The sequence below is a fragment of the Candidatus Neomarinimicrobiota bacterium genome (assembly GCA_012964825.1).
In the GTDB taxonomy this organism is placed as follows: domain Bacteria; phylum Fidelibacterota; class Marinisomatia; order Marinisomatales; family S15-B10; genus UBA2125.
Window position 1 is genome coordinate 1 of the sequence record DTTI01000035.1, and the last position, 19,485, is coordinate 19,485.

The 19,485-nt window shown below is 46.1% G+C and carries 13 protein-coding genes and 1 tRNA gene; 12 read left to right on the forward strand and 2 right to left on the reverse strand.

Going from position 1 to position 19,485, the window contains the following annotated elements:
- Positions 1-18: 18 nt before the first annotated feature.
- The 3 genes from EYO21_02835 to EYO21_02845 all read left to right on the forward strand — a co-directional run bounded on the left by EYO21_02835 (position 19) and on the right by EYO21_02845 (position 1,132).
- Positions 19-95 (forward strand) — tRNA-Asp (locus EYO21_02835).
- Between the two features lie 19 nt (positions 96-114).
- Complete coding sequence (infA, locus tag EYO21_02840; GenBank protein ID HIB02747.1) at positions 115-342, forward strand: translation initiation factor IF-1; 228 nt, start codon at positions 115-117, stop codon at positions 340-342.
- Positions 343-415: 73 nt separating this feature from the next.
- Positions 416-1,132 (forward strand): hypothetical protein, encoded by a 717-nt coding sequence (locus tag EYO21_02845; protein HIB02748.1) that lies wholly within the window; start codon positions 416-418, stop codon positions 1,130-1,132.
- Positions 1,133-1,158: 26 nt separating this feature from the next.
- On the opposite strand, the gene EYO21_02850 is transcribed toward EYO21_02845, so the two are convergent.
- Positions 1,159-3,237: a TonB-dependent receptor gene (locus EYO21_02850; protein ID HIB02749.1), complete on the reverse strand. Its 2,079-nt coding sequence runs from the start codon at positions 3,235-3,237 to the stop codon at positions 1,159-1,161.
- Positions 3,238-3,411: 174 nt separating this feature from the next.
- On the opposite strand from EYO21_02850, the gene EYO21_02855 reads away from it, so the two are divergent.
- From EYO21_02855 to EYO21_02880, 6 genes are all read left to right on the forward strand, one after another.
- Positions 3,412-4,527 carry a histidinol-phosphate aminotransferase family protein gene (locus EYO21_02855; protein HIB02750.1) on the forward strand — a complete coding sequence of 372 codons (1,116 nt, stop codon included), beginning with the start codon at positions 3,412-3,414 and terminating at the stop codon, positions 4,525-4,527.
- A 92-nt stretch (positions 4,528-4,619) separates the two neighbouring features.
- Positions 4,620-5,042, forward strand: a complete 423-nt coding sequence (locus tag EYO21_02860; GenBank protein HIB02751.1) for a cytochrome c — start codon at positions 4,620-4,622, stop codon at positions 5,040-5,042.
- 6 nt (positions 5,043-5,048) lie between these two features.
- Positions 5,049-7,031 (forward strand): pyrroloquinoline quinone-dependent dehydrogenase, encoded by a 1,983-nt coding sequence (locus EYO21_02865; protein ID HIB02752.1) that lies wholly within the window; start codon positions 5,049-5,051, stop codon positions 7,029-7,031.
- Positions 7,031-8,026 carry a hypothetical protein gene (locus EYO21_02870; GenBank protein HIB02753.1) on the forward strand — a complete coding sequence of 332 codons (996 nt, stop codon included), beginning with the start codon at positions 7,031-7,033 and terminating at the stop codon, positions 8,024-8,026. The genes EYO21_02865 and EYO21_02870 overlap by 1 nt, the downstream gene beginning before the upstream one ends.
- 99 nt (positions 8,027-8,125) lie before the next feature.
- Positions 8,126-11,068, forward strand: a complete 2,943-nt coding sequence (locus EYO21_02875; protein ID HIB02754.1) for a hypothetical protein — start codon at positions 8,126-8,128, stop codon at positions 11,066-11,068.
- Positions 11,069-11,167: 99 nt separating this feature from the next.
- Complete coding sequence (locus tag EYO21_02880) at positions 11,168-11,752, forward strand: hypothetical protein (GenBank protein ID HIB02755.1); 585 nt, start codon at positions 11,168-11,170, stop codon at positions 11,750-11,752.
- 1 nt (position 11,753) lies between these two features.
- Here the strand turns inward: EYO21_02880 and EYO21_02885 are convergent, their stop codons facing one another.
- On the reverse strand, positions 11,754-13,433 hold the full coding sequence (locus EYO21_02885) for a hypothetical protein (GenBank protein HIB02756.1): 1,680 nt from the start codon (positions 13,431-13,433) through the stop codon (positions 11,754-11,756).
- Positions 13,434-13,533: 100 nt separating this feature from the next.
- Between EYO21_02885 and EYO21_02890 the strand changes: the two genes are divergently transcribed.
- The 3 genes from EYO21_02890 (at position 13,534) to EYO21_02900 (ending at position 19,450) form a co-directional block, all read left to right on the forward strand.
- Complete coding sequence (locus EYO21_02890; protein ID HIB02757.1) at positions 13,534-16,164, forward strand: glycoside hydrolase family 2 protein; 2,631 nt, start codon at positions 13,534-13,536, stop codon at positions 16,162-16,164.
- Positions 16,165-16,309: 145 nt separating this feature from the next.
- Positions 16,310-19,114, forward strand: a complete 2,805-nt coding sequence (locus tag EYO21_02895) for a glycoside hydrolase family 92 protein (GenBank protein ID HIB02758.1) — start codon at positions 16,310-16,312, stop codon at positions 19,112-19,114.
- Between the two features lie 39 nt (positions 19,115-19,153).
- Positions 19,154-19,450, forward strand: a complete 297-nt coding sequence (locus EYO21_02900) for a hypothetical protein (protein ID HIB02759.1) — start codon at positions 19,154-19,156, stop codon at positions 19,448-19,450.
- Positions 19,451-19,485: the final 35 nt, after the last annotated feature.

Consider the following 19,485-nt stretch of genomic DNA (forward strand, 5'->3'; position numbering starts at 1 on the left):
CTTGAAAATTGATTTTTCGGGATCGTAGTTCAGTTGGTTAGAACGCCGGCCTGTCAAGCCGGAGGTCGCGAGTTCAAATCTCGTCGGTCCCGCAAAAAAAAAGAGGGGGGCTGATTGGCTAAAGAAAAACCGATTACCATTGATGGTACCATAAAGGAGGCGTTACCCAATTCAATGTTCCGCGTGGAGATAGAAATTGGGGATAAACCCCATAAAGTTCTTGCCTACGTCTCCGGAAAAATGCGTAAATACTTCATCAAGATTCTTCCTGGTGATATCGTCACACTTGAAATATCACCCTATGATCTCACCAGGGGAAGGATCGTATACCGACATAAGTAGACCAATTTTCAGTTTTTACATACAATTTTCTATCGACACGTTCTCAATGATCCTTTAATAAAAGGAATAGAATATGAAAAACTTAACTGTTTTGGTGTCCTTACTCGGAATGATATTGATTTCATCATGTAGTAAAAATACTGCTGCTCTTGATTTATCCGTTCTTGACGATCCCACTCGCCCTTCTGAAGAGAAAGAACAAGATGCACAACGGAAATCGATCGATGTCTACACGTTCTTGGGGATTGAACCCGGTATGACAGTGGCTGATCTCTGGCCAGGTGGAGGATACAATACACATCTCCTTTCCCGTCTCATGGGAAAAGATGGAAAGGTATATTGCATGATGGGGTTCTACGCCGGCGGACGATATATGATGCTGGACAAGATCGAAGCACGCATTGTTGACTCCGGCCTTTCCAATGTGGAAATATTCAACACCCCCGCCGATCTGCCAACCAACACCATCGATGTTATGGTGTCCATCCGGAATTACCACGATGCAGATCCGCCTCGCGACCAACTCATCGCTGAATTAAGTGCCGCCCTGAAGCCCGGCGGTGTTATCGGCATTGTGGATGTGGCCACCGATCGCCCCGGATGGGACGAGGAGACACACCGGCTGAACGAACAAGTAGTTATTGATGAATTCACCGCTCACGGTTTTGCGTTGGAAGGAAGCTCTGATATGCTTCGAAACCCCAACGACGATCATTCCATCATGGGATTTGATGAAGGGCGCCACACGATGGACCGCTACCTGCTTAAGTTCAGGAAAGTGGTAAAATAGTTTTGAAGTTAAGAGTTGACTTTTAGTCAACCCCCGATCCTGACCCTGACTCCCCCATAAATATGGAATCCAGACGCCGGTTCGAAGTATCTGCCTCCCCAAGCGTTCAGACGGACGTTTGAATTATACTTTTTATCAAACAGATTATTTATACCGGCGAAGGGTTCGAACAGCCATTCCGAAAATCTTTTCTGATAACCAACCCTGATATTAAAAACCGAGTACGGTTGCTCCTTAACCTCATTAGCATCATCTGCATATAGCTCGCCAGTGGATTGGGCCTGAAGCTTTGAGTAGAAGCCTGAGGGGTGGACATAAGACAGTTCCCCATAACCAAACTGCTTTGGAATACCGGGAAGTAATTTGCCATCATTCACTGCATCCAGAGTTTTGAAATCAAGATAAGTAAAATCAGAAAACGTATAAACAGCAGAACCAGTTAGCCCCTTACTTATGAAACTCGTCAGTCCAATTTCTACTCCCTCCCTTTTCGAACTACCAGCATTTCGGTAAAATGTGCGGCCAGGAAAGTCCTTCAGTTCATACTGTACAAGCTCATCGTTGAGATCAATTTTGAATAGAGCCATTTCGTACTTCAGACGCTTTTTGAAAAGCCCCTTAATACCTATTTCATAATTGGTGGCGAGTTGAGGCCTCAGATCGGCATTAAATCCACCGCCTCCATCCGGATTGTTTGACAGTTCATTCAGGGTAGGCGTTTCAAAACTGGTAGCAATGTTGCTGTAAACATTGATTCCGGTTGACAAAGTGTAAACCACGCCTAAAAGAGGACTCACTGCTGTGAACGTCCTGCCGCTGGAAGCATCACCATCTTCCAGGTATGCATCCTGGGCACTGACATCAATACCGTCGAATCGTCCTCCCACCGTTACTTTAGTCACTTTATTAATTGAAAGCTCTTCCTCCACAAATGCACCGATACTCCGGAACTGCTCAAGCTGATCCAGAACTTTATCTCCCCGCAAGCCCTCCAGATTATTGAAACGTTGCCGATCATCCTGCTGATCTTCCAAATCCATCCCCGCTGATAATCTGTATGGAATGCCCAAGATGAGACCGGAGCTGAAATAGGTAATACCGCTTCCTGAAAACAATCGACTGAACTGAACCTGTCCACCACTCTCAAAGGGAAGCCTGTTCTCAAAGTCGCGTGTTGTAAAATACGCCCTTGTTTGAAGTGTCTGGTGCGGCGAGAACTTTTTCTCCGCCACCAAAGCAATTCGAAACTGGGAGACCGACTCGCCTGAATTGTATTGAACATTCCTGTCACGAGCTGACGATCGGTTCTCCACAACTTGATCCTTTGTCAGCGCGCCAGGGTCGTTGGCCAGGGGATTTACCGCATAGTTGGTCAGAAAAGTAAAGCTCAAATTCGGATCTATTTCCCAGCGCAATTTCCCATTGACCACCGAGTTTTTCATGGCACTGTGTTCCCGGAAACCGTCTGCCTGATTGCGGGAAAAATTCATGATGTAGCTGAATGGGCCTCGCTGCTGCCCCACCTTCAGCTGAATCTGTTGAAAACCAAAATCGCCAGTGGATACCCTCATATCCAGATAAGATGCTTCAGGTGGTTCTGATGATGAAAAACTGATGACACCACCTGAAGCATTTCCATAAAGAGCAGAAACTGGACCGCGGAGTACCTCAATCCTGTCGATGAAACCGAGATCAATGTTATCAACTTGCGCCTGACCGTCCGGCGTAGATTCCGGAATGCCGTCTACTAAAATCTTGATACCCCGAATTCCAAATGCCGCTCTTGCCCCAAAGCCTCGGATGGAGACTCGCATATCCTGAGCAAAATTTTCCGAGTTCATGGTGTAGAGCCCCGGTATGGCGGCTAGTGCTTCATTAAGCACCAACTGCTGCTGGCCGCCCTGAATTCTGTAACGGCTCAAGACGGTAACGGCTACGGGAACATTCAGATCGGTCCCATCCAAACGTGAGGCTGTTACTGTTACAGGCCGGAGCTCAAAATGGAGCGTGTCAGCCACTGGATTTCCAGTTACAGATTGAAACCCCCATGATAAAGAGGTAAGAAAAAGCGTAAATGAAAAAAAACTTGAGAATGCCTTTAACATTTAAGACGTGTTTGCTTTGGCTAAATCCATTTGAAGGTGCCAAATGTATCCTTTATAGTTGGCAAGTTCAATTCGTTGAATAGCTCAGTCGCAAGATTCTGTTTCCAGGTTGACAAAGTGCCCACCAATGATTAACCTCTAATAATCAACACTTATACATTAAGGGAGAAAGAAATGACAAAAGTATTGACACGTCGAGACTGGCTGAGACGAAGTGGGCTAATGCTGGGAGGCACCGTATTAGTGGGACCCGGCGTAATGGCATCACCTACACCAACCGCAAGGAGAAATCGCGCTCCCATCAGAATGATGTTCAATGAGAATCCGTACGGGCCATCAAGAACAGCCAGAATGGCCATGACCCGGGCATTTGAAGAAGGAAATCTTTATGCTCATTTCGGAGCCTCACTTGAACTAAAAGAAATGCTTGCAAAGAAGGAAGGTGTCTCGCCGGAACAAATTATTATTGGTTCTGGATCAAGGGAAATCCTCAATGTGACTGCGTTGCATTACCTGAGTGATGGTGGAGAAGTTGTGGCAAATTATCCAGGCTATGAACAATTGAACCGCTACGCGGAAAACCTTGGTGCAAAAGTTCACCGGATCCGTGTCTTGGATGACATGTCACCCGATTTCACCGGTTTGGAAAAAGCGGTTAACCAAAATACAAAAGTGATCAACATCTGTAATCCCAACAATCCTACAGGTGTGGCCACAGGCGCTCCCGTATTGGAACCGTTTTGCAGAAAAATGGAATCCCAATCTCTGGTTTTTGTGGATGAAGCTTATAATGACTATGTGATGGATAAAGATTACCGTTCCATGGTTTACCTTGTAAAAGAAGGCTTGAATGTCATTGTCACTAGAACCTTCTCCAAAATCCATGCCCTAGCCGGGATTCGAGTCGGTTACGGTGTTGCCAAACCTGAAATCATCAGTAGACTGGAGCCGCTTAACACAGGTACTATCAATATTTTGGGGCTCCGTGCAGCCATGGCCAGCCTTGAGGATGATTCATTTCAGGAAATGAGCCGCGAGAAAAATCTTGAGGCAAAGCAAACCGTTTACGAAGTCCTTGAACAGACCGGACGAAAGTATGCCAATTCTGAAGGCAACTTCATCTTCTTTCACACCGGAAAGCCCATTAAGGAATTTCAGGCTATGATGGAAGAAAAGGGGATCAAGGTAGGGCGTCCCTTTCCGCCATTTGAAGATTGGTGCCGTCTCAGCATGGCGAAACCAAACGAAATGCGGAAATTTGCCAAGGACTTCAAGAATGTGATGGCGTAAACCTGTCTCCAAACACCTTAAATAGACCCTCTTAGCCACGCTGTTTGACCGTGAGGTTATCAAACCAAATAAAATGGCTCTTCCTGAGTGTATTGGCCATAGCACCTGCCAATACTTTATTGATGGCAATTCAAGAAAGTGGGGGAAAAATGAGGACTGTAAAAGATGGGGTTTACTCGATTGAACAAGCAAAACGCGGTTTACAAGTCTACAGAAAATCTTGCTTAAAGTGCCACCATCCCAAGCAGTTCACTGGTCCGGCATATATGGATAGTTGGGCGGGTGCGAGTATTCATGATTTTTTGAAGGTTATTCGCAGAACTATGCCGACAGAAAACCCAGGCAGTTTGAAGCCTGGTCAATATACGGCCATCATTGCATTCCTACTAAAAATAAACTCATTCCCGCCAGGTGATAAAAAGATGAGTAGCAAATCTGCTGATCTTAAACAGATCCGGATTGAAGGACCTTTCAAATGGACAAAACCAACTAAAAAATCCGATAATGAAGGATAATTCGATATGGTACAAAAAAAAGACCTAAAAATAAGATTGATGTTTTGGTCGCTCAGTTTCATCATGCTGATTGTTACTCCAGTCTCAGCTCAGCATGGTGCTCCTAACGGCGACTGGCCTTACTGGGGTGGAGATGCAGGAAGCACCCGCTACTCTGCACTGGATCAAATCAACAAAAATAACGTACAGAAACTTGAAATCGCCTGGCGTTGGTATTCCGCCAATTACGGTCCCATTCCAGAATTCTATTTTCGTGCTACACCGCTTGAAGTGGGGGGTGTGATTTACACAGTTGCCGGGGAGCGGCGCGCCGCCATTGCCATCGACGCCGGTACGGGAGAAACACTCTGGATGTGGCGAATGAAGAATAACCCCCGATGGGAGAAATCTCCCAGGCGATTCTCCGGCCGTGGACTGGCATATGCGGAAGTTGACGGAAAAGGCAGAATAATCGTCGTCACCCCAGGGTACTACATGGTTCTTCTTGATGCCGTCACGGGCCAGCCAGTAACTGAATTTGGAAACAGTGGTATCATCGATCTTCAAGAGGGCCTTGGATTCGAGGTCGATCCGGTCCACGGGATCGATCCAAAATACGGACTCATTACTCACGGCTCGCCGCCCATCGTGGTCAACGGCATCATCGTTGTGGGAAACGCCCACGGACGAGGCTATTACCCCAAACAGAAGGAAAACATTCCAGGACACATTCGCGGTTATGATGTCCGGACCGGGAAGCAGCTGTGGATATTTCACGTTATCCCGAAGCCGGGCGAATATGGACATGACACGTGGGAAGGTGACTCTTGGACCTACACCGGCAATATCTCATCTTGGGCACCTCTGAGTGCGGACCCGGAGCTGAACATTGTCTACATCCCCACTGACTGCCCTACGGGAGACTACTATGGCGGTCATCGCCACGGCGACAACCTCTACGGCACCGCTCTTGTAGCACTTAATGTGAAAACAGGGAAAAGAATCTGGCACCAGCAGTTCGTTAAACACGATATCTGGAACTACGATACGCCGACGGCGCCAAACCTTCTGGACATCAGGGTGAAACGGAAAAAGATTAAGGCAATTGTTCAGGCGACAAAACAGGGGTGGGCTTATGTTTTTGACCGGAGGACGGGTAAACCTGTTTGGCCCATGGAAGAGAGGAATGTGCCGGCGTCCGATGTCCCCGGTGAAAAGACCTCTCCCACCCAGATATATCCCACCTGGCCGCTGCCCTTCGAGCTACAGGAGATTACTGTTGATGAGTTGATTGATTTCACGCCGGAGCTCCGGGCCCAGGCGGTGGAGCTCGCCTCCAAGTTCCGTATGGGTCCCATCTTTACACCCCCCTCGCTAGCGGAGGATCCAGAAGACGGCACACAGGGTACCTTTGTCATGCCGGGGGCCAACGGTGGCGCCAATATTCCCGGCGGGGCAGTGGTCGATCCTGAGACTGGAATCTTCTATGTTGCATCAGAAAAGAGACACAGTGTTATCCGTCTGGTGAATGACCCAGAAAAGTCCAGCATGAACTATATATCTCTTGGTCCCGGCGGTATCCGGGGCCCCCAAGGCCTTCAGCTGCTGAAACCACCCTACAGCAGGATAGTTGCCATTGATATGAACACGGGCAAACATCTGTGGAACATTCCCAACGGGAATACTCCCCAGTCATTAAGTGAGCATCCGGCGCTAGAAGGGGTTGACCTCCCTCAAACCGGTAATATGGCACACGCGGGCCTCGTCATCACTAAAACGCTCCTTTTCTCCGGTGAAGGTCGTGGCGGTGATCCGTGGTTTCGGGCATACGACAAGAAAACAGGTGAGGTAGTGGCCGAGATCGAACTCCCGGCACAAACTAATCACCCTCCCATGACCTATATGCACAACGGCAAACAATATATTGTCATGCCCGTGGCTGCACCCGGACATCCAGCAGAACTGGTGGCACTGGCCCTTCCCGATGAGGATGAGGAAGAGTTGGAATGATGACCAATACAAAACAAGTTGCTTTCGGGACGCTTATTCTCCCGCTTCTTCTGACCGCCCAGCCCAACCCATACCGTACCGTTGAAGGGGTCTGGGGAAAACTCCCGAAAGGAAGAACCTGGGGCTCTACCAGCGCAGTTTTTCCCGCCACCGATGGAAGTGGAAATATTTGGGTGGGTGAGCGATGTGGCGAGAACAGTTGTGCCGGCAAAGATGAACCGCCTATTCTACTGTTCAGCTCGTCAGGAAAGTTGCTGAAGAGTTTCGGAGAGAATATTTTCGTCTGGCCCCACGGCATCCATGTAGATAGAAATAACAACGTCTGGGTCACCGACGCCAAAGGCGAAAATGGCATGGGCCATCAGGTACATAAATTCAGCTCCGATGGTAAACTCCTCATGAGTCTAGGTGAAAAAGGTGTGGCCGGCGACGGGAAATATGAATTCAATGGTCCTTCCGATGTTCTTATAGCACCCAATAACGATATTTTTGTGGCAGACGGGCATGGTACCGGAGGAAATAACCGTATCGTTAAATTCGACAGTAAGGGCCGCTTTATAAAAACATGGGGTACCACCGGGGCTGAGGCCGGAGAATTCAGAGATCCCCATGCCCTTGCCATGGATTCCCAGGGCCGACTTTTTGTAGGAGACAGAGGGAACAGCAGAGTACAAATCTTTGATCAAGATGGAAAACATATTTCTACATGGACTCAGTTCGGTCGTCCCAGTGGTCTTTTCATTGATGCCAATAATATTCTCTACAGTGCTGATTCAGAATCGAATGCTACTTGGGGCAATAACCCAGGTTGGAAACGAGGTATTCGAGTTGGGAGTGCCATAGACGGCTGGGTAACAGCATTAATTCCCGATCCAGAACCAGACCCAGACAATGCAAGCACTACCGGCGCTGAGGGAGTCGCCGCTGATGCTCAGGGCAACATTTACGGGGCGGAAGTAGGTCCTCAGATGTTAAGGAAATATATAAAGAAGTAGATCAATCATAATTTTTATCGCTAAGGTCGACAATAGCTATATTGCTATTTCATCTCTGGGTTTCTAGAGAATACTTAAAAAGAAAAAGTAGGTTAAATCATGAAAAGAGTAACTGTTTTGTTCGTGCTCATAGCCGTTCTGTCTGCCGAAAACGGAAATCCATTTGATATATTCCAATACCGAAATATTGGACCCACTCGAGGAGGCCGTGTTACAGCCGTGGAAGGTGTGGTGAAACATCCCGGAACTTTTTACATGGGTGCCACCGGCGGCGGTGTCTGGAAGACCACTGATTTTGGTGTAACCTGGAACAACGTCTCTGACGGTTATTTCGCTACCCCATCCATTGGAGCAATTGCTGTTGTTCAATCCAATCCTGAAGTGGTTTATGTCGGAACTGGCTCAGACGGGCTTCGCTCAAATGTGATTACTGGAAAAGGCATGTACAAATCAACTGATAGTGGTGAAACATGGCAACATGTGGGACTGAAAAATACTGGTCAGGTTGGTGCTGTTGAGGTTCATCCCACAAACCCGGAAATTATATTTGTGGCGGCCATCGGGCAGGCTTTTCAGCCAAACGAAGAGCGCGGTGTTTTCAGGACGGAAGACGGCGGAAAGACATGGAAAAAGGTCCTTTTCATCGCTGACACGGTGGGTATTTCCGACCTGGAGTTTGCACCAGATGACCCCAATACTGTTTATGCCACAGCTTGGCGGGCTGAGCGGAAGCCGTGGACAATCATCAGTGGTGGCGAGAACGGAGGTATTTACAAGTCCACAGATGGAGGTGACACTTGGAGACTAAAAAGAAACGGATTGCCGGAGGGGCTCATCGGAAAAATCGATCTGGCCGTTTCAGCGGCTGATCCAAACAGGCTATCAGCTATTGTTGAGGCACCAGGAGATTCCGGCGGTCTTTATCGGTCCGATGACAGGAGCGAGTCCTTCCGCCAAGTCAGCGACCGCAAGGAACTGGTGAACAGGCCTTTCTATTACGCAAATCTGGAATCCAACCCGCTGAACGCGGATATTCTTTTTTCTAACGCCAACCGGTTCATGCGATCCGACGACGGCGGTGAAACGTGGCGGATTCTTTCAACACCACACGGCGACAATCACGATATCTGGATCCACCCAGCCGACACTTCCCTATGGGTTCAAGCCAACGATGGTGGTGTTAATGTAACAACCAACTCAGGCAAAACATGGACAACCCAATTCAACCAACCGACGGCGGAGCTGTACCAGGTTGAGGTGGATGATCAGTATCCGTACTGGTTGTATGCCGGCCAACAGGATAATTCAACTATCGCCGTGCCCAGTCTGCCGCCATTGAATGCGCCTGGTGGGGGAATCAACCTTTGGATGGCTGTAGGCGGGTGTGAAACGGGGCCCGCTGTTCCTAAACCCGGCGCACCATGGATTGTTTACTCCAACTGCAAAGGAAGGTTTGGCACCTTTGATAAGCGGACCGGCCAGGAAAAACGGTATTATGTCGGCGCAGCAAACATTTACGGACATAACCCCAAAGACATGAAGTTCCGTTTCCAGCGGGTGTCACCTATCCATGTCTCCGCGCATAATCCGAATACTGTTTATCACACATCACAGTTTGTGCACAAAACAACTAATGATGGAGAAACATGGGAGATCATTTCCCCCGATCTCACCGCCTTTGAGCCGGACAAGCAGGTTTTCTCCGGATCACCCATAACACGGGATATAACTGGTGAGGAAAATTACAGCACAATTTATGCTATTCGTGAATCCGCCTTAAAAAAAGGCGTCATATGGGTAGGCGCCAATGATGGACCCGTCCATGTTACCCGGAACAGTGGTAAGAATTGGAAAAACGTTACACCCAAAGATCTTCTTCCCGGCGGCCGTGTAGATGCTGTAGAACCATCGCCGCACAAGGCATCAAAAGCTTATATCGCGGTCCTCCGCTACCAACTGGGAGACTGGAAACCATATATTTATAAAACAGAAAACTATGGAAAAAGCTGGGTTCTTCTTACGAACGGGAAAAACGGAATACCGGCTGATTATCCAACCCGAGTGGTACGAGAAGATCCTAACCGTAAAGGGCTCCTATATGCCGGTACAGAATTTGGTCTGTTTATGTCTTTCGATGACGGAGAAACTTGGCGAGCATTTCAACAAAATCTGCCGGTTACACCGGTAACAGACATTAAGGTTTACCGTAATAATCTTGCCATATCCACCATGGGGCGCTCTTTCTGGGTTCTTGATGATATTTCCGCATTGCATACATGGGAAAAGTCTGTCGACACAGGCTATACCACACTCTTTAAACCAAAGGATACGCACCGTTACCGCTATCGTAGTTTTGGTCGCTCTGGTGTTCCTGACTATCCACCATCATCTGTGATCATTGATTATTTTTTGGCGAATGAACCACCTGTTGATGTAACAATAGACATACTTAACAGCCGAGGTAGTATTGTGAGATCATATAGCAGTACATCATCAGAAACAGGGGACTCACAAGCCCAGACGAATATGGCCACTGGATTCTTTATGAGAGGCGGAATTACTACTCTTGAAAAAAGTGCGGGAACCCACCGTTTCCGCTGGGATCTTCGTCACGCAGGCGCTTGGGACATAAATCCCAGAAGAGCCTTTCGAAACGGCCCTATGGCGGCGGCGGGTCGCTATACTGTCAGAATGACTGTTGATGGTAAAGAACACAAACAGTCTTTTCAACTAATGGCTGATCCAAGGATAAAGCAAAGTGGCGTCACCACTCAAGATCTGTCTGAACAGGAGAAGCTTGCACTCCAAGTAAGAGATCTTCTGTCCAGCGCGAGGCGGCTCGCTGAAGAAAAATCTTCAGACAAATCATCAGAATCTTACCGTATGCTTGTTACAGATGATGGACCTTATCCTCAACCCATGCTTGTTGATCAAATTCAATACCTTGCATCAATGATAGATCAAGCTGACCAGCTGCCTGGGAAAGACGCCTATGATCGCTTCAAAGAATTGAAAGAAGAATTAGATTTATTAATGAAATAAGATTTTTTTGACTTAACTATCAGTAAAAAATGTGCTTTAACATACCTTTTGGCTAGATTTTCACTGTGTTCAGATAATAAAATATCTTCAAGAAAACAATTGCAAAAAAAACTTCATTTAAACTTTCATAACCTATTAATCCTTCTAGCGTTAATTATGTTAAATGCTTGTGATGAATCAGGCAGAATATTGTCAAATGAAGAAGAGAATAATAGTGAAAGAAAAAATCTAATGCAGCACATGCCGGAAGCAAAATGCAACAATTCAGTCTGCCACGGAGGTGAAATTAAGGTAAGCAAGTTGGGTGCTGTAATAAGTCACAACGCAGGAAAAGATTGCCTTACATGTCACTCCATTGAAGGTGCCGGCAGAGGTATTTTTGTGGTGGCAGGTAGTGTTTACAAACCTGATGGTGAAACCCCATATCCAAATCTCAAAATAAAACTATACCCGGGAAAAAATAGATTGGGTACCCCTGTTGCAATTTTGGAAGTTGACGGAAACGGAAACTTTTATACTACCAAGAGGATGATAGGAGGGTTTGGTGATGGGGATTTCGGCTCTCTTTATCCTACTATTGTTAGTAAAGAGGGTGAGCTTCACATGCCAGTTTCTTTCAGCATTTCAATGGGAGGATGTAATTCCTGTCACGGTGTAGACGTAGCCAGGATTTTCGCAAAGTAAACTAATTTTTGGGTGAGTCAGCAGACCCTTCCCAATCGGGATCCGAGACTCCTAGCCATTCTCCAGTCAACGTATCCAGCATTACAGCATTTGACCTCCCGAACATACCGGGGCGCCGTTTCATAAATACATTGTAGTTCAATCCAGCAAGATAGCTACTGTCTTGATGTGACCAACCACTGTCACCAGTCCATTCTAGATCAATTCCATGTTCGAGAGGATGGACTCGTGGAAGAGCCAGAGCTTTATCCAAAGAATAGCCTTGATCTATAACACGGCTTGTGATGGCTACCACTGCAGAGGGTATTCTTGAACCACCCGCTGCACCCAGAGCCAGAATTGGTTTACCATCTTTCATCACAATAAGAGGCGAAATGTGTGATGCCGCCCGCTGCCCAGCCTTCATTTCCCCTAAGTATCCGCCTAGGGTTGCGGCATAAATAAAGCCAAGCCCCGGAGTTGCAACCTTTGAGCCCATGGCGGGGCCTAATGTCTGAGTCAAAGCCACTACCATTCCGTTACGGTCAACTACGGTTAAATGGGAGGTATGACCGACCGGTTCTGTCCATGCCGGAGGAAGTCCTGTGGCTGAAGGCTCAGATGGAAACGCCTTTGATGAAAGTAATCCAGTCTCAAGAGCTCGCTTTTGAGCCCACGCCTTTGATGTGAGACGATTCGCATCTTCTATAGGCAGATCTCCGTCACGATCCAGGTACGCGGCTGAAATGGCGTGATAAATTACCCGCGCCCAGTCAGCATCATCAAAAAGTGAGTCGGGGAATTCCTCCATGATATGAAGTGCTTCTATAGTGATAGCACCATAGGAAGGCAACCAAAGAGCGGCCAGATCATATCCTCGGTAGCTGCCTCTAACAATGTGAGAATCCTCAGCCCTGTACTCGGCGAGAGATTCCATGGTAAGAACACCACCGTTTCGCTGAATATCATCGACCATTCTTTCAGCGATCCACCCCCTGTAAAACTGAGTAGAGCCTTCATCGGAAATGGCCTGCAGAACCTTTGCCAAATCTTCTTGCTTCATGATCTCCCAGGGATCATGGACGGTTCCATCCTTCTTAAGATAATGGCGCCTGGTCCCCTCAAATTCATTTAACTGATTAACTACCCACTTACGTCGAAATACTTCCCCTGGAAGAATAGGTGTTCCTTCTTTTGCATATTTTATCGCTGGTCCCATTACTATTGCCCTAGGCAGCGAACCATAGGATTTAAGTGCTTTATCCAAACCAGCCACTACCCCTGGAACACCAACCGTGGGATAACCGTATCTTGCTTTTGGTGCAGTAACGTGATCGTAGGATAAAGGAGCCTGTGTCGTGGCATCAATTCCGTGAATCTCTCCCTCAGTAGTATGGATAAGAATTTGTGCCCTTCCACCAATGCCACTCATGCTCGGCTCCACCACAGCCAGAGCATAGGCAGCAGCTACTGCTGCATCTACGGCATTGCCTCCCTGCTCCAACATGGCTACGCCTGCCTCAGTCGCTAGAGGATGAGCCGTGGTAACAACACCATTTCTGGATCTGGCAACTTTCTGTGGTGCCGCCAGAGAGAGGTCCTCTTTGGCAGAGGATGGCGGTGCACAGCTTTCAAAGAAAAAGAAATAAAATAAGATCAGCGGAAGAACCCACTTTTTCATTTTTGCTCTTCTCATTAACATATTTAGACTCTATTGCGAATAGGAAAATACAAGCTAACCATTGAGCCGGACAGAATAAAATACGTTTGGAATCAGCACTTGTGTGAGAGGGGACTCCGCTTTGAAGAAAGCTACTATTGATGTTAGACTCACCAGTTTAATGAAACACCTTCCCCTAATTTTATTAGTCGCCGCATTATCTTTTCAACTCGGATGCAATAACGCTGAGAACTTGCCAACAGAGATCACGCTTACGGAAGGCTGGTTGTTCAGAGAGTCGAATTCTTCAGATTGGTTTCCGGCAACAGTCCCTGGCACTGTTCATACTGATCTTCTTAATAATAATCTTATAAATGATCCATTCCTCGGCAACAACGAGGAGGATTTACAATGGATTGAGGATAAAAATTGGGAATATAAGACAATTTTTTTCGTTGACCGGGAGCTTATGGGAAATGATGTCATAGAGCTTGAATTCGACGGTCTCGACACTTATGCCGATGTTTATCTCAATGAACAACCCATTCTGAAAGCAGATAACATGTTCCGAGCATGGCGAGTTGCTTGTAAGAAAATCTTGCGTGAAGGGGAAAATGAATTACGTATTCACTTTCATTCCCCTGTTAGAGTTGGCCAAAGAAAACTTGAAACCTCCCCTTATCTCATCCCAACTTCTAATGAGCCTAAACCCGTTGGATATCAAACCAGTGTCCACACACGAAAGGCACAGTATCACTACGGTTGGGATTGGGGACCTCGACTAGTGACGTCGGGAATCTGGCGTCCAATTGTATTAAGTGGATGGAGCAGTGTAAAAATAAGAAGTGTCTTCTATCAACTCAACAAACTTACTGAAGCAAATGCTCATTACTCAGCCCATCTAGAAATTGAGGCAGCTAAGGAGATGCAAATTGACGCACATATTGCCCTCAACTCTAAAATAGCAGGAGAGGTAACTAAGCAAACTAAATTAAATAAAGGAATGAATTTCCTGTCAGTAGACTTCATTATAGATAATCCCAAACTGTGGTGGCCAAACGGCCTTGGCGAACAAAACCTGTATCAAATCACCACCGAAGTCCTGTCAAAAGGTGAAATCCTTGATTCAAAAGAGGAAAGGATAGGTGTCAAGACGTTGGAGCTCATTAGAGAGCCAGATGACGTTGGAACCAGTTTTTACTTTCGTATTAATGGTGAACCGGTCTTCATGAAAGGCGCCAACTACATTCCGCCAGATTTCTTCAATCCAAGAGCCACCAAAAGTTATGAAGATTTAATCAGCGCGGCCAAGCATGCACACATGAATATGCTCCGTGTCTGGGGAGGCGGTGTGTATGAGAATGATGATTTTTACCGGCTGTGTGATGAGAATGGTATTTTGATCTGGCAAGACTTCATGTTCGCCTGCTGCATGGTCCCTGGAAATAAAGATCATCTTGAAAACATCCGCCTCGAGGCAGAACATAATATAAAACGACTGCGAAATCACCCATCGGTGGCCTTATGGTGTGGAAATAATGAAAACCTTACGGGCTGGAGAGAATGGGGCTGGAAAAAACAATACAATCACTCCGACAATGATTCTGTTGCTATCTGGGAAACCTATGAAGAACTGTTCTACAATATTCTCCCGACTGCTGTTGAAACTTTTGATCCTGGTAAACCATACTGGCCTTCATCTCCCTCCGGTAAAAAAAATGAGCTCCAAAACCGGTCATCTGGTGATCAGCACGAGTGGGGTGTCTGGTTTGGTCAAATGCCGTTGTCACACTATGAATCAAATGCAGGTCGTTTCATCAGCGAATACGGCTTGCAGGCTCTACCCTCCTTGGAAACCGTAAAACAATTCGATCCACAGCACTGGAATAATGGGCTTTCCTCTCCAGTCCTCACCGCCCGGCAACGTTCCAAGATGCCGTGGATTGAACCAGGCTTTGATGGTTATGATATGATCGAACACTACATTTCCCTTGAGTATAAACCTGCAAAAGATTTTGAATCCTTCATCTATCTAAGTCAGCTTGCTCAGGCCGATGCGCTAAAACGTGCCGCAGAGGCCCATCGGCGGAACAAACCAACCACCATGGGTTCTCTTTACTGGCAGTTGGCTGATTGCTGGCCAACTGTTTCATGGTCTACTATCGATTTTTTCGGCAGACGTAAAGCTGGATACTTTGCTATTGAAAGAGCCTATAGGGAAGTCATTATATCTGCCTCCGATCATGGTGATTCAATTGAGGTCTCTGTTATATCGGAAAGACTTAACAATTTTCAGGGTGAAGCAATCATTCGGTTACGAAACACAGAGAAAGGAATCTATTTAGCAGATTCCATACAGGTAGTAACCGATAATGACCAACCGAAGATAATCGCCATGTATGACAAAATAGACCTCCTATCTGAGGTAACTGCTGAGGGTGCCATACTTCAAATGATTCTGTTAGAAAAGGGAGCAGTCATTCATCAGAACTATCATTTGTTTGTGAAATCTAAATCTTTAATACTAACTGAACCCAAAATTGAGATTCAAACAACCTTTCAAAATGAATTGATCCATCTCCAACTTCAATCGGATGTCTTTGTAAAAAGTGTGGAATTGTCCAGTATAGATATTGAAGGCTTTTTCTCAGATAACTTTTTTAATCTGTTTCCCGGTGAACCGGTCAAGGTTCAGTTTCAACCGAAAAAATCTGGGGGGAAGAAGCCCCCTCATTTTCAAATTCGAAGCTTATTTGATACCCTTGATAAATAAAATAAAAAAAATTGCAGTTATAACTGTTTTACTTTTTTTGGGATGTCTTCAAAATGACCCAATCAATCTAACGAATTATGTTGACCCATTTATAGGCACCGCGGGTACGGGCCATACTTTCCCAGGCGCAACTTTGCCTTTCGGAATGGTTCAGCTCAGCCCTGATACCCGCCAGAACGGATGGGACAACTGTTCCGGATACCACAGTTCGAATCCTACAATTCTTGGCTTTAGTCATACCCATCTCTCAGGAACGGGCGCAATCGATTATGGTGACATTTTGGTGGTCCCCATGTCCGGAAAACTTCTTTCGGAACCAGGAGAAGAAACAAAGCCTGAGACTGGTTACAGATCAAGCTTTTCACATTCTTCTGAGAAGGCAAAGCCTGGCTACTACCGTGTCACCCTTGAAGATGATATGATCGAAGCTGAAATGACAGTGACGGAGCGGGTCGGCTTTCACAGGTACACATTTACAAAAGAAGGTCTTTCTCATATTCTCATCGATCTTAAGCACGGTCTTGGTGATCGCACTACCGAATCGTGGGTAAAGATCACAAATGATCGTGAAATTGTGGGTATGCGCAGATCTAAAGGTTGGGCAAAGGATCAGGTCATCTTCTTTGTGGCCCAATTTTCCAATTCTTTTGAAGCAACGGGAATATTAAAAGATGGAAATGTGCTGCAAGATGGGAATGAAAGTGCAGGTCTCAATTTGAAAACATTTGCTTCCTTTATTCTTCCGGCGAAGTCACAATTATTAATGAAAGTGGCCATCTCAGCTGTCGACATTGAAGGCGCAAGACAAAATCTTGAAAAAGAACTGCCGGGTTGGGATTTTGATAAAGCAAGACGATCAGCCAACACGCGGTGGGAAGAAATGTTATCTGTTATTTCCGTTAAGGGCGGTACTGATAGTGAAAAGACTAATTTCTATACCGCCCTCTACCACAGCCTCATTGCTCCAAACATATTCAATGATGTAGATGGAAGATATCGCGGTGCAGATTTGGACATTCATCAACTCCCTCCCAGCAGGTCAATGTATACCGTGTTTTCACTGTGGGATACGTTTCGCGCTGCTCATCCCCTGTTTGTTCTCTTATATCCGGATATTGCTACTGAACTGGTCAGAACACTTCTTGTAAAGTATGAAGAGGGTGACCTCCTCCCTGTCTGGGAACTGGCCGGCAACGAAACAGGAACCATGATCGGTTATCATTCAATTCCGGTCATCGTCGATGCGTACGCTAAAGGTTTGACCAATTTTGATGTGGAAGCCGCTTTTAACGCAATGAAGGCAAGTGCTGAGGCCAATCACTTGGGGCTTGAATTCTATAAGAAGAAAGGGTACATACCCATCGATCGTGAGAATGAGGGTGTGTCCAAAACACTGGAATACGCCTATGACGACTGGTGTATTGCCAAGATGGCGGAAAATCTTGACAAACTGCGTGACCGTGAAAATTATATGCGAAGGGCAATGAACTATCGTCAGGTGTTTGATAGTGAAACAAAGTTCATGCGTGGAAAAAAGGGAGGCCGGTGGGAGCCGTCCTTCGATCCTTTTGCGGTAACATCTTCATACACGGAAGCCAATGCGTGGCAGTATACATATTTTGTTCCACACGATATCTCCGGAATGATGGAAATGATGGGTGGCGAAAAAGAATTCATTGATCGATTGGATGACTTGTTCTCAGCTCCAACAGATCTCTCTGGAAGACACCAACCGGATATTACCGGACTCATAGGACAATACGCTCATGGAAACGAACCTAGTCACAATTTTGCTTATCTTTATAACTATGCTGGCAAACCTTGGAAAACTCAAAACATAACCCGTCAGATTATGGATAACCTCTACCACACTGGAAGAGATGGGCTGCCAGGAAATGAGGATTGTGGCCAAATGTCGGCGTGGTATGTTTTCAGTGCCCTTGGATTCTATCCTGTCACGCCGGGAGAAGATATTTATGTTTTAGGTACACCAATTTTCGATGAAGCAACCATCCATATGCAAAATGGCAATTCGTTCACAATTCGAGCACAGGAAGCTTCATCAGAGAACCGATATATTCAAAAAGCTTCCTTGGGTGGCACTGCCTTGCATCAGTCATACCTGTCACACAGTACTATTACAGCCGGGGGCACCCTGGATCTGAAAATGGGTGATAGACCTAATCAAAATTGGGCCACTGATCGTTCTCAGCGACCCGTGTCAGCAATGAATCTGGACATTGTTGCGAATCCCGTTTTTGACTATAAAGAACGGGGATTTCTTGACACAATGACAGTCTCCATTTCAACGCCTACCCCTGGAGTAGCCATCCACTATACCATCGATGGTTCAAAACCCTCTGTAACATCGCCTATTTACAAAACTCCTATCCGACTCAACAAAACAACACAAGTCCAGGCCCTAGCAGTCAAACCTGAATATTTGCCAAGCTATATTGAAAACGTCACTTTTACACAGATACCTTACAAAGTCTCCGTTGCCTACAAACAACAATACAGCCCTCTTTATACAGCGGGTGGGAATAATGGTCTGTTTGATGGTGTTCGTGGGGCACTTAATGCTTGGGGCTCATGGCAAGGATTTCATGCGGTTGATTTCGATATTGTGATTGATCTAGGAAAATTGAGAAATGTGAATCAAATCAGAACAACATTCCTTCAGAGTTATCCATCATGGATTTGGCTCCCCAAATCGGTCGTCTTCTCTGTGTCAACTGATGGTTCGAACTTCACTTCTCTAGAACGCCGAAATCACAACGTTTCAGTGAAAAGAGATGGATCGTTCACAAAAGATTTTATCCAGTCAATAGGGGGTAAAGATATCCGCTATGTCAAAATTTATGCTGAAAATGTGAAAACTTGTCCTGACTGGCATCCAGGTGCTGGTGGAAAAGCTTGGATATTCGTGGATGAAGTTGTCATTGAATAAAGTAGTGTTTAAACTACTCGATACTTTCCCACTCCTAAAATGAGCTTCATCAGACGAGAATGGACATCTGCCGACGCCGACGATTGGCATAAAGAAGACTGGTTGGCAATAATATTCTCAGTAGTATCCTACATCGCTCTTGTGATAGGAACCGCCCTATCCTTTCTTACCATTACAGTAGGTTTCGTTATCCTTGCTCTCGGTATCGTTTCAGCAGGAATTATGATATGGATTATTGATCCAAAACTGAAAAAAATTTCTAGTGAATACGAAAAAAAGCAGAAGGACTATCTCCGACAGCTGGAAGATATCCAGAAATGGGAGACTGAAAAATGAATCAGGGATTGGCTGTGGTATTAGGTATGTCCATC

Bases quoted from the DNA above. Each gene is read 5' to 3' on its own strand.
- EYO21_02855 (HIB02750.1), top strand. From the start codon at position 3,412: ATGACAAAAGTATTGACACGTCGAGACTGGCTGAGACGAAGTGGGCTA.
- EYO21_02850 (HIB02749.1), bottom strand. From the start codon at position 3,237: ATGTTAAAGGCATTCTCAAGTTTTTTTTCATTTACGCTTTTTCTTACC.
- EYO21_02865 (HIB02752.1), top strand. From the start codon at position 5,049: ATGGTACAAAAAAAAGACCTAAAAATAAGATTGATGTTTTGGTCGCTC.
- EYO21_02845 (HIB02748.1), top strand. From the start codon at position 416: ATGAAAAACTTAACTGTTTTGGTGTCCTTACTCGGAATGATATTGATT.
- EYO21_02895 (HIB02758.1), top strand. From the start codon at position 16,310: ATGGTTCAGCTCAGCCCTGATACCCGCCAGAACGGATGGGACAACTGT.
- EYO21_02870 (HIB02753.1), top strand. From the start codon at position 7,031: ATGACCAATACAAAACAAGTTGCTTTCGGGACGCTTATTCTCCCGCTT.
- EYO21_02900 (HIB02759.1), top strand. From the start codon at position 19,154: ATGAGCTTCATCAGACGAGAATGGACATCTGCCGACGCCGACGATTGG.
- EYO21_02885 (HIB02756.1), bottom strand. From the start codon at position 13,433: ATGTTAATGAGAAGAGCAAAAATGAAAAAGTGGGTTCTTCCGCTGATC.
- EYO21_02875 (HIB02754.1), top strand. From the start codon at position 8,126: ATGAAAAGAGTAACTGTTTTGTTCGTGCTCATAGCCGTTCTGTCTGCC.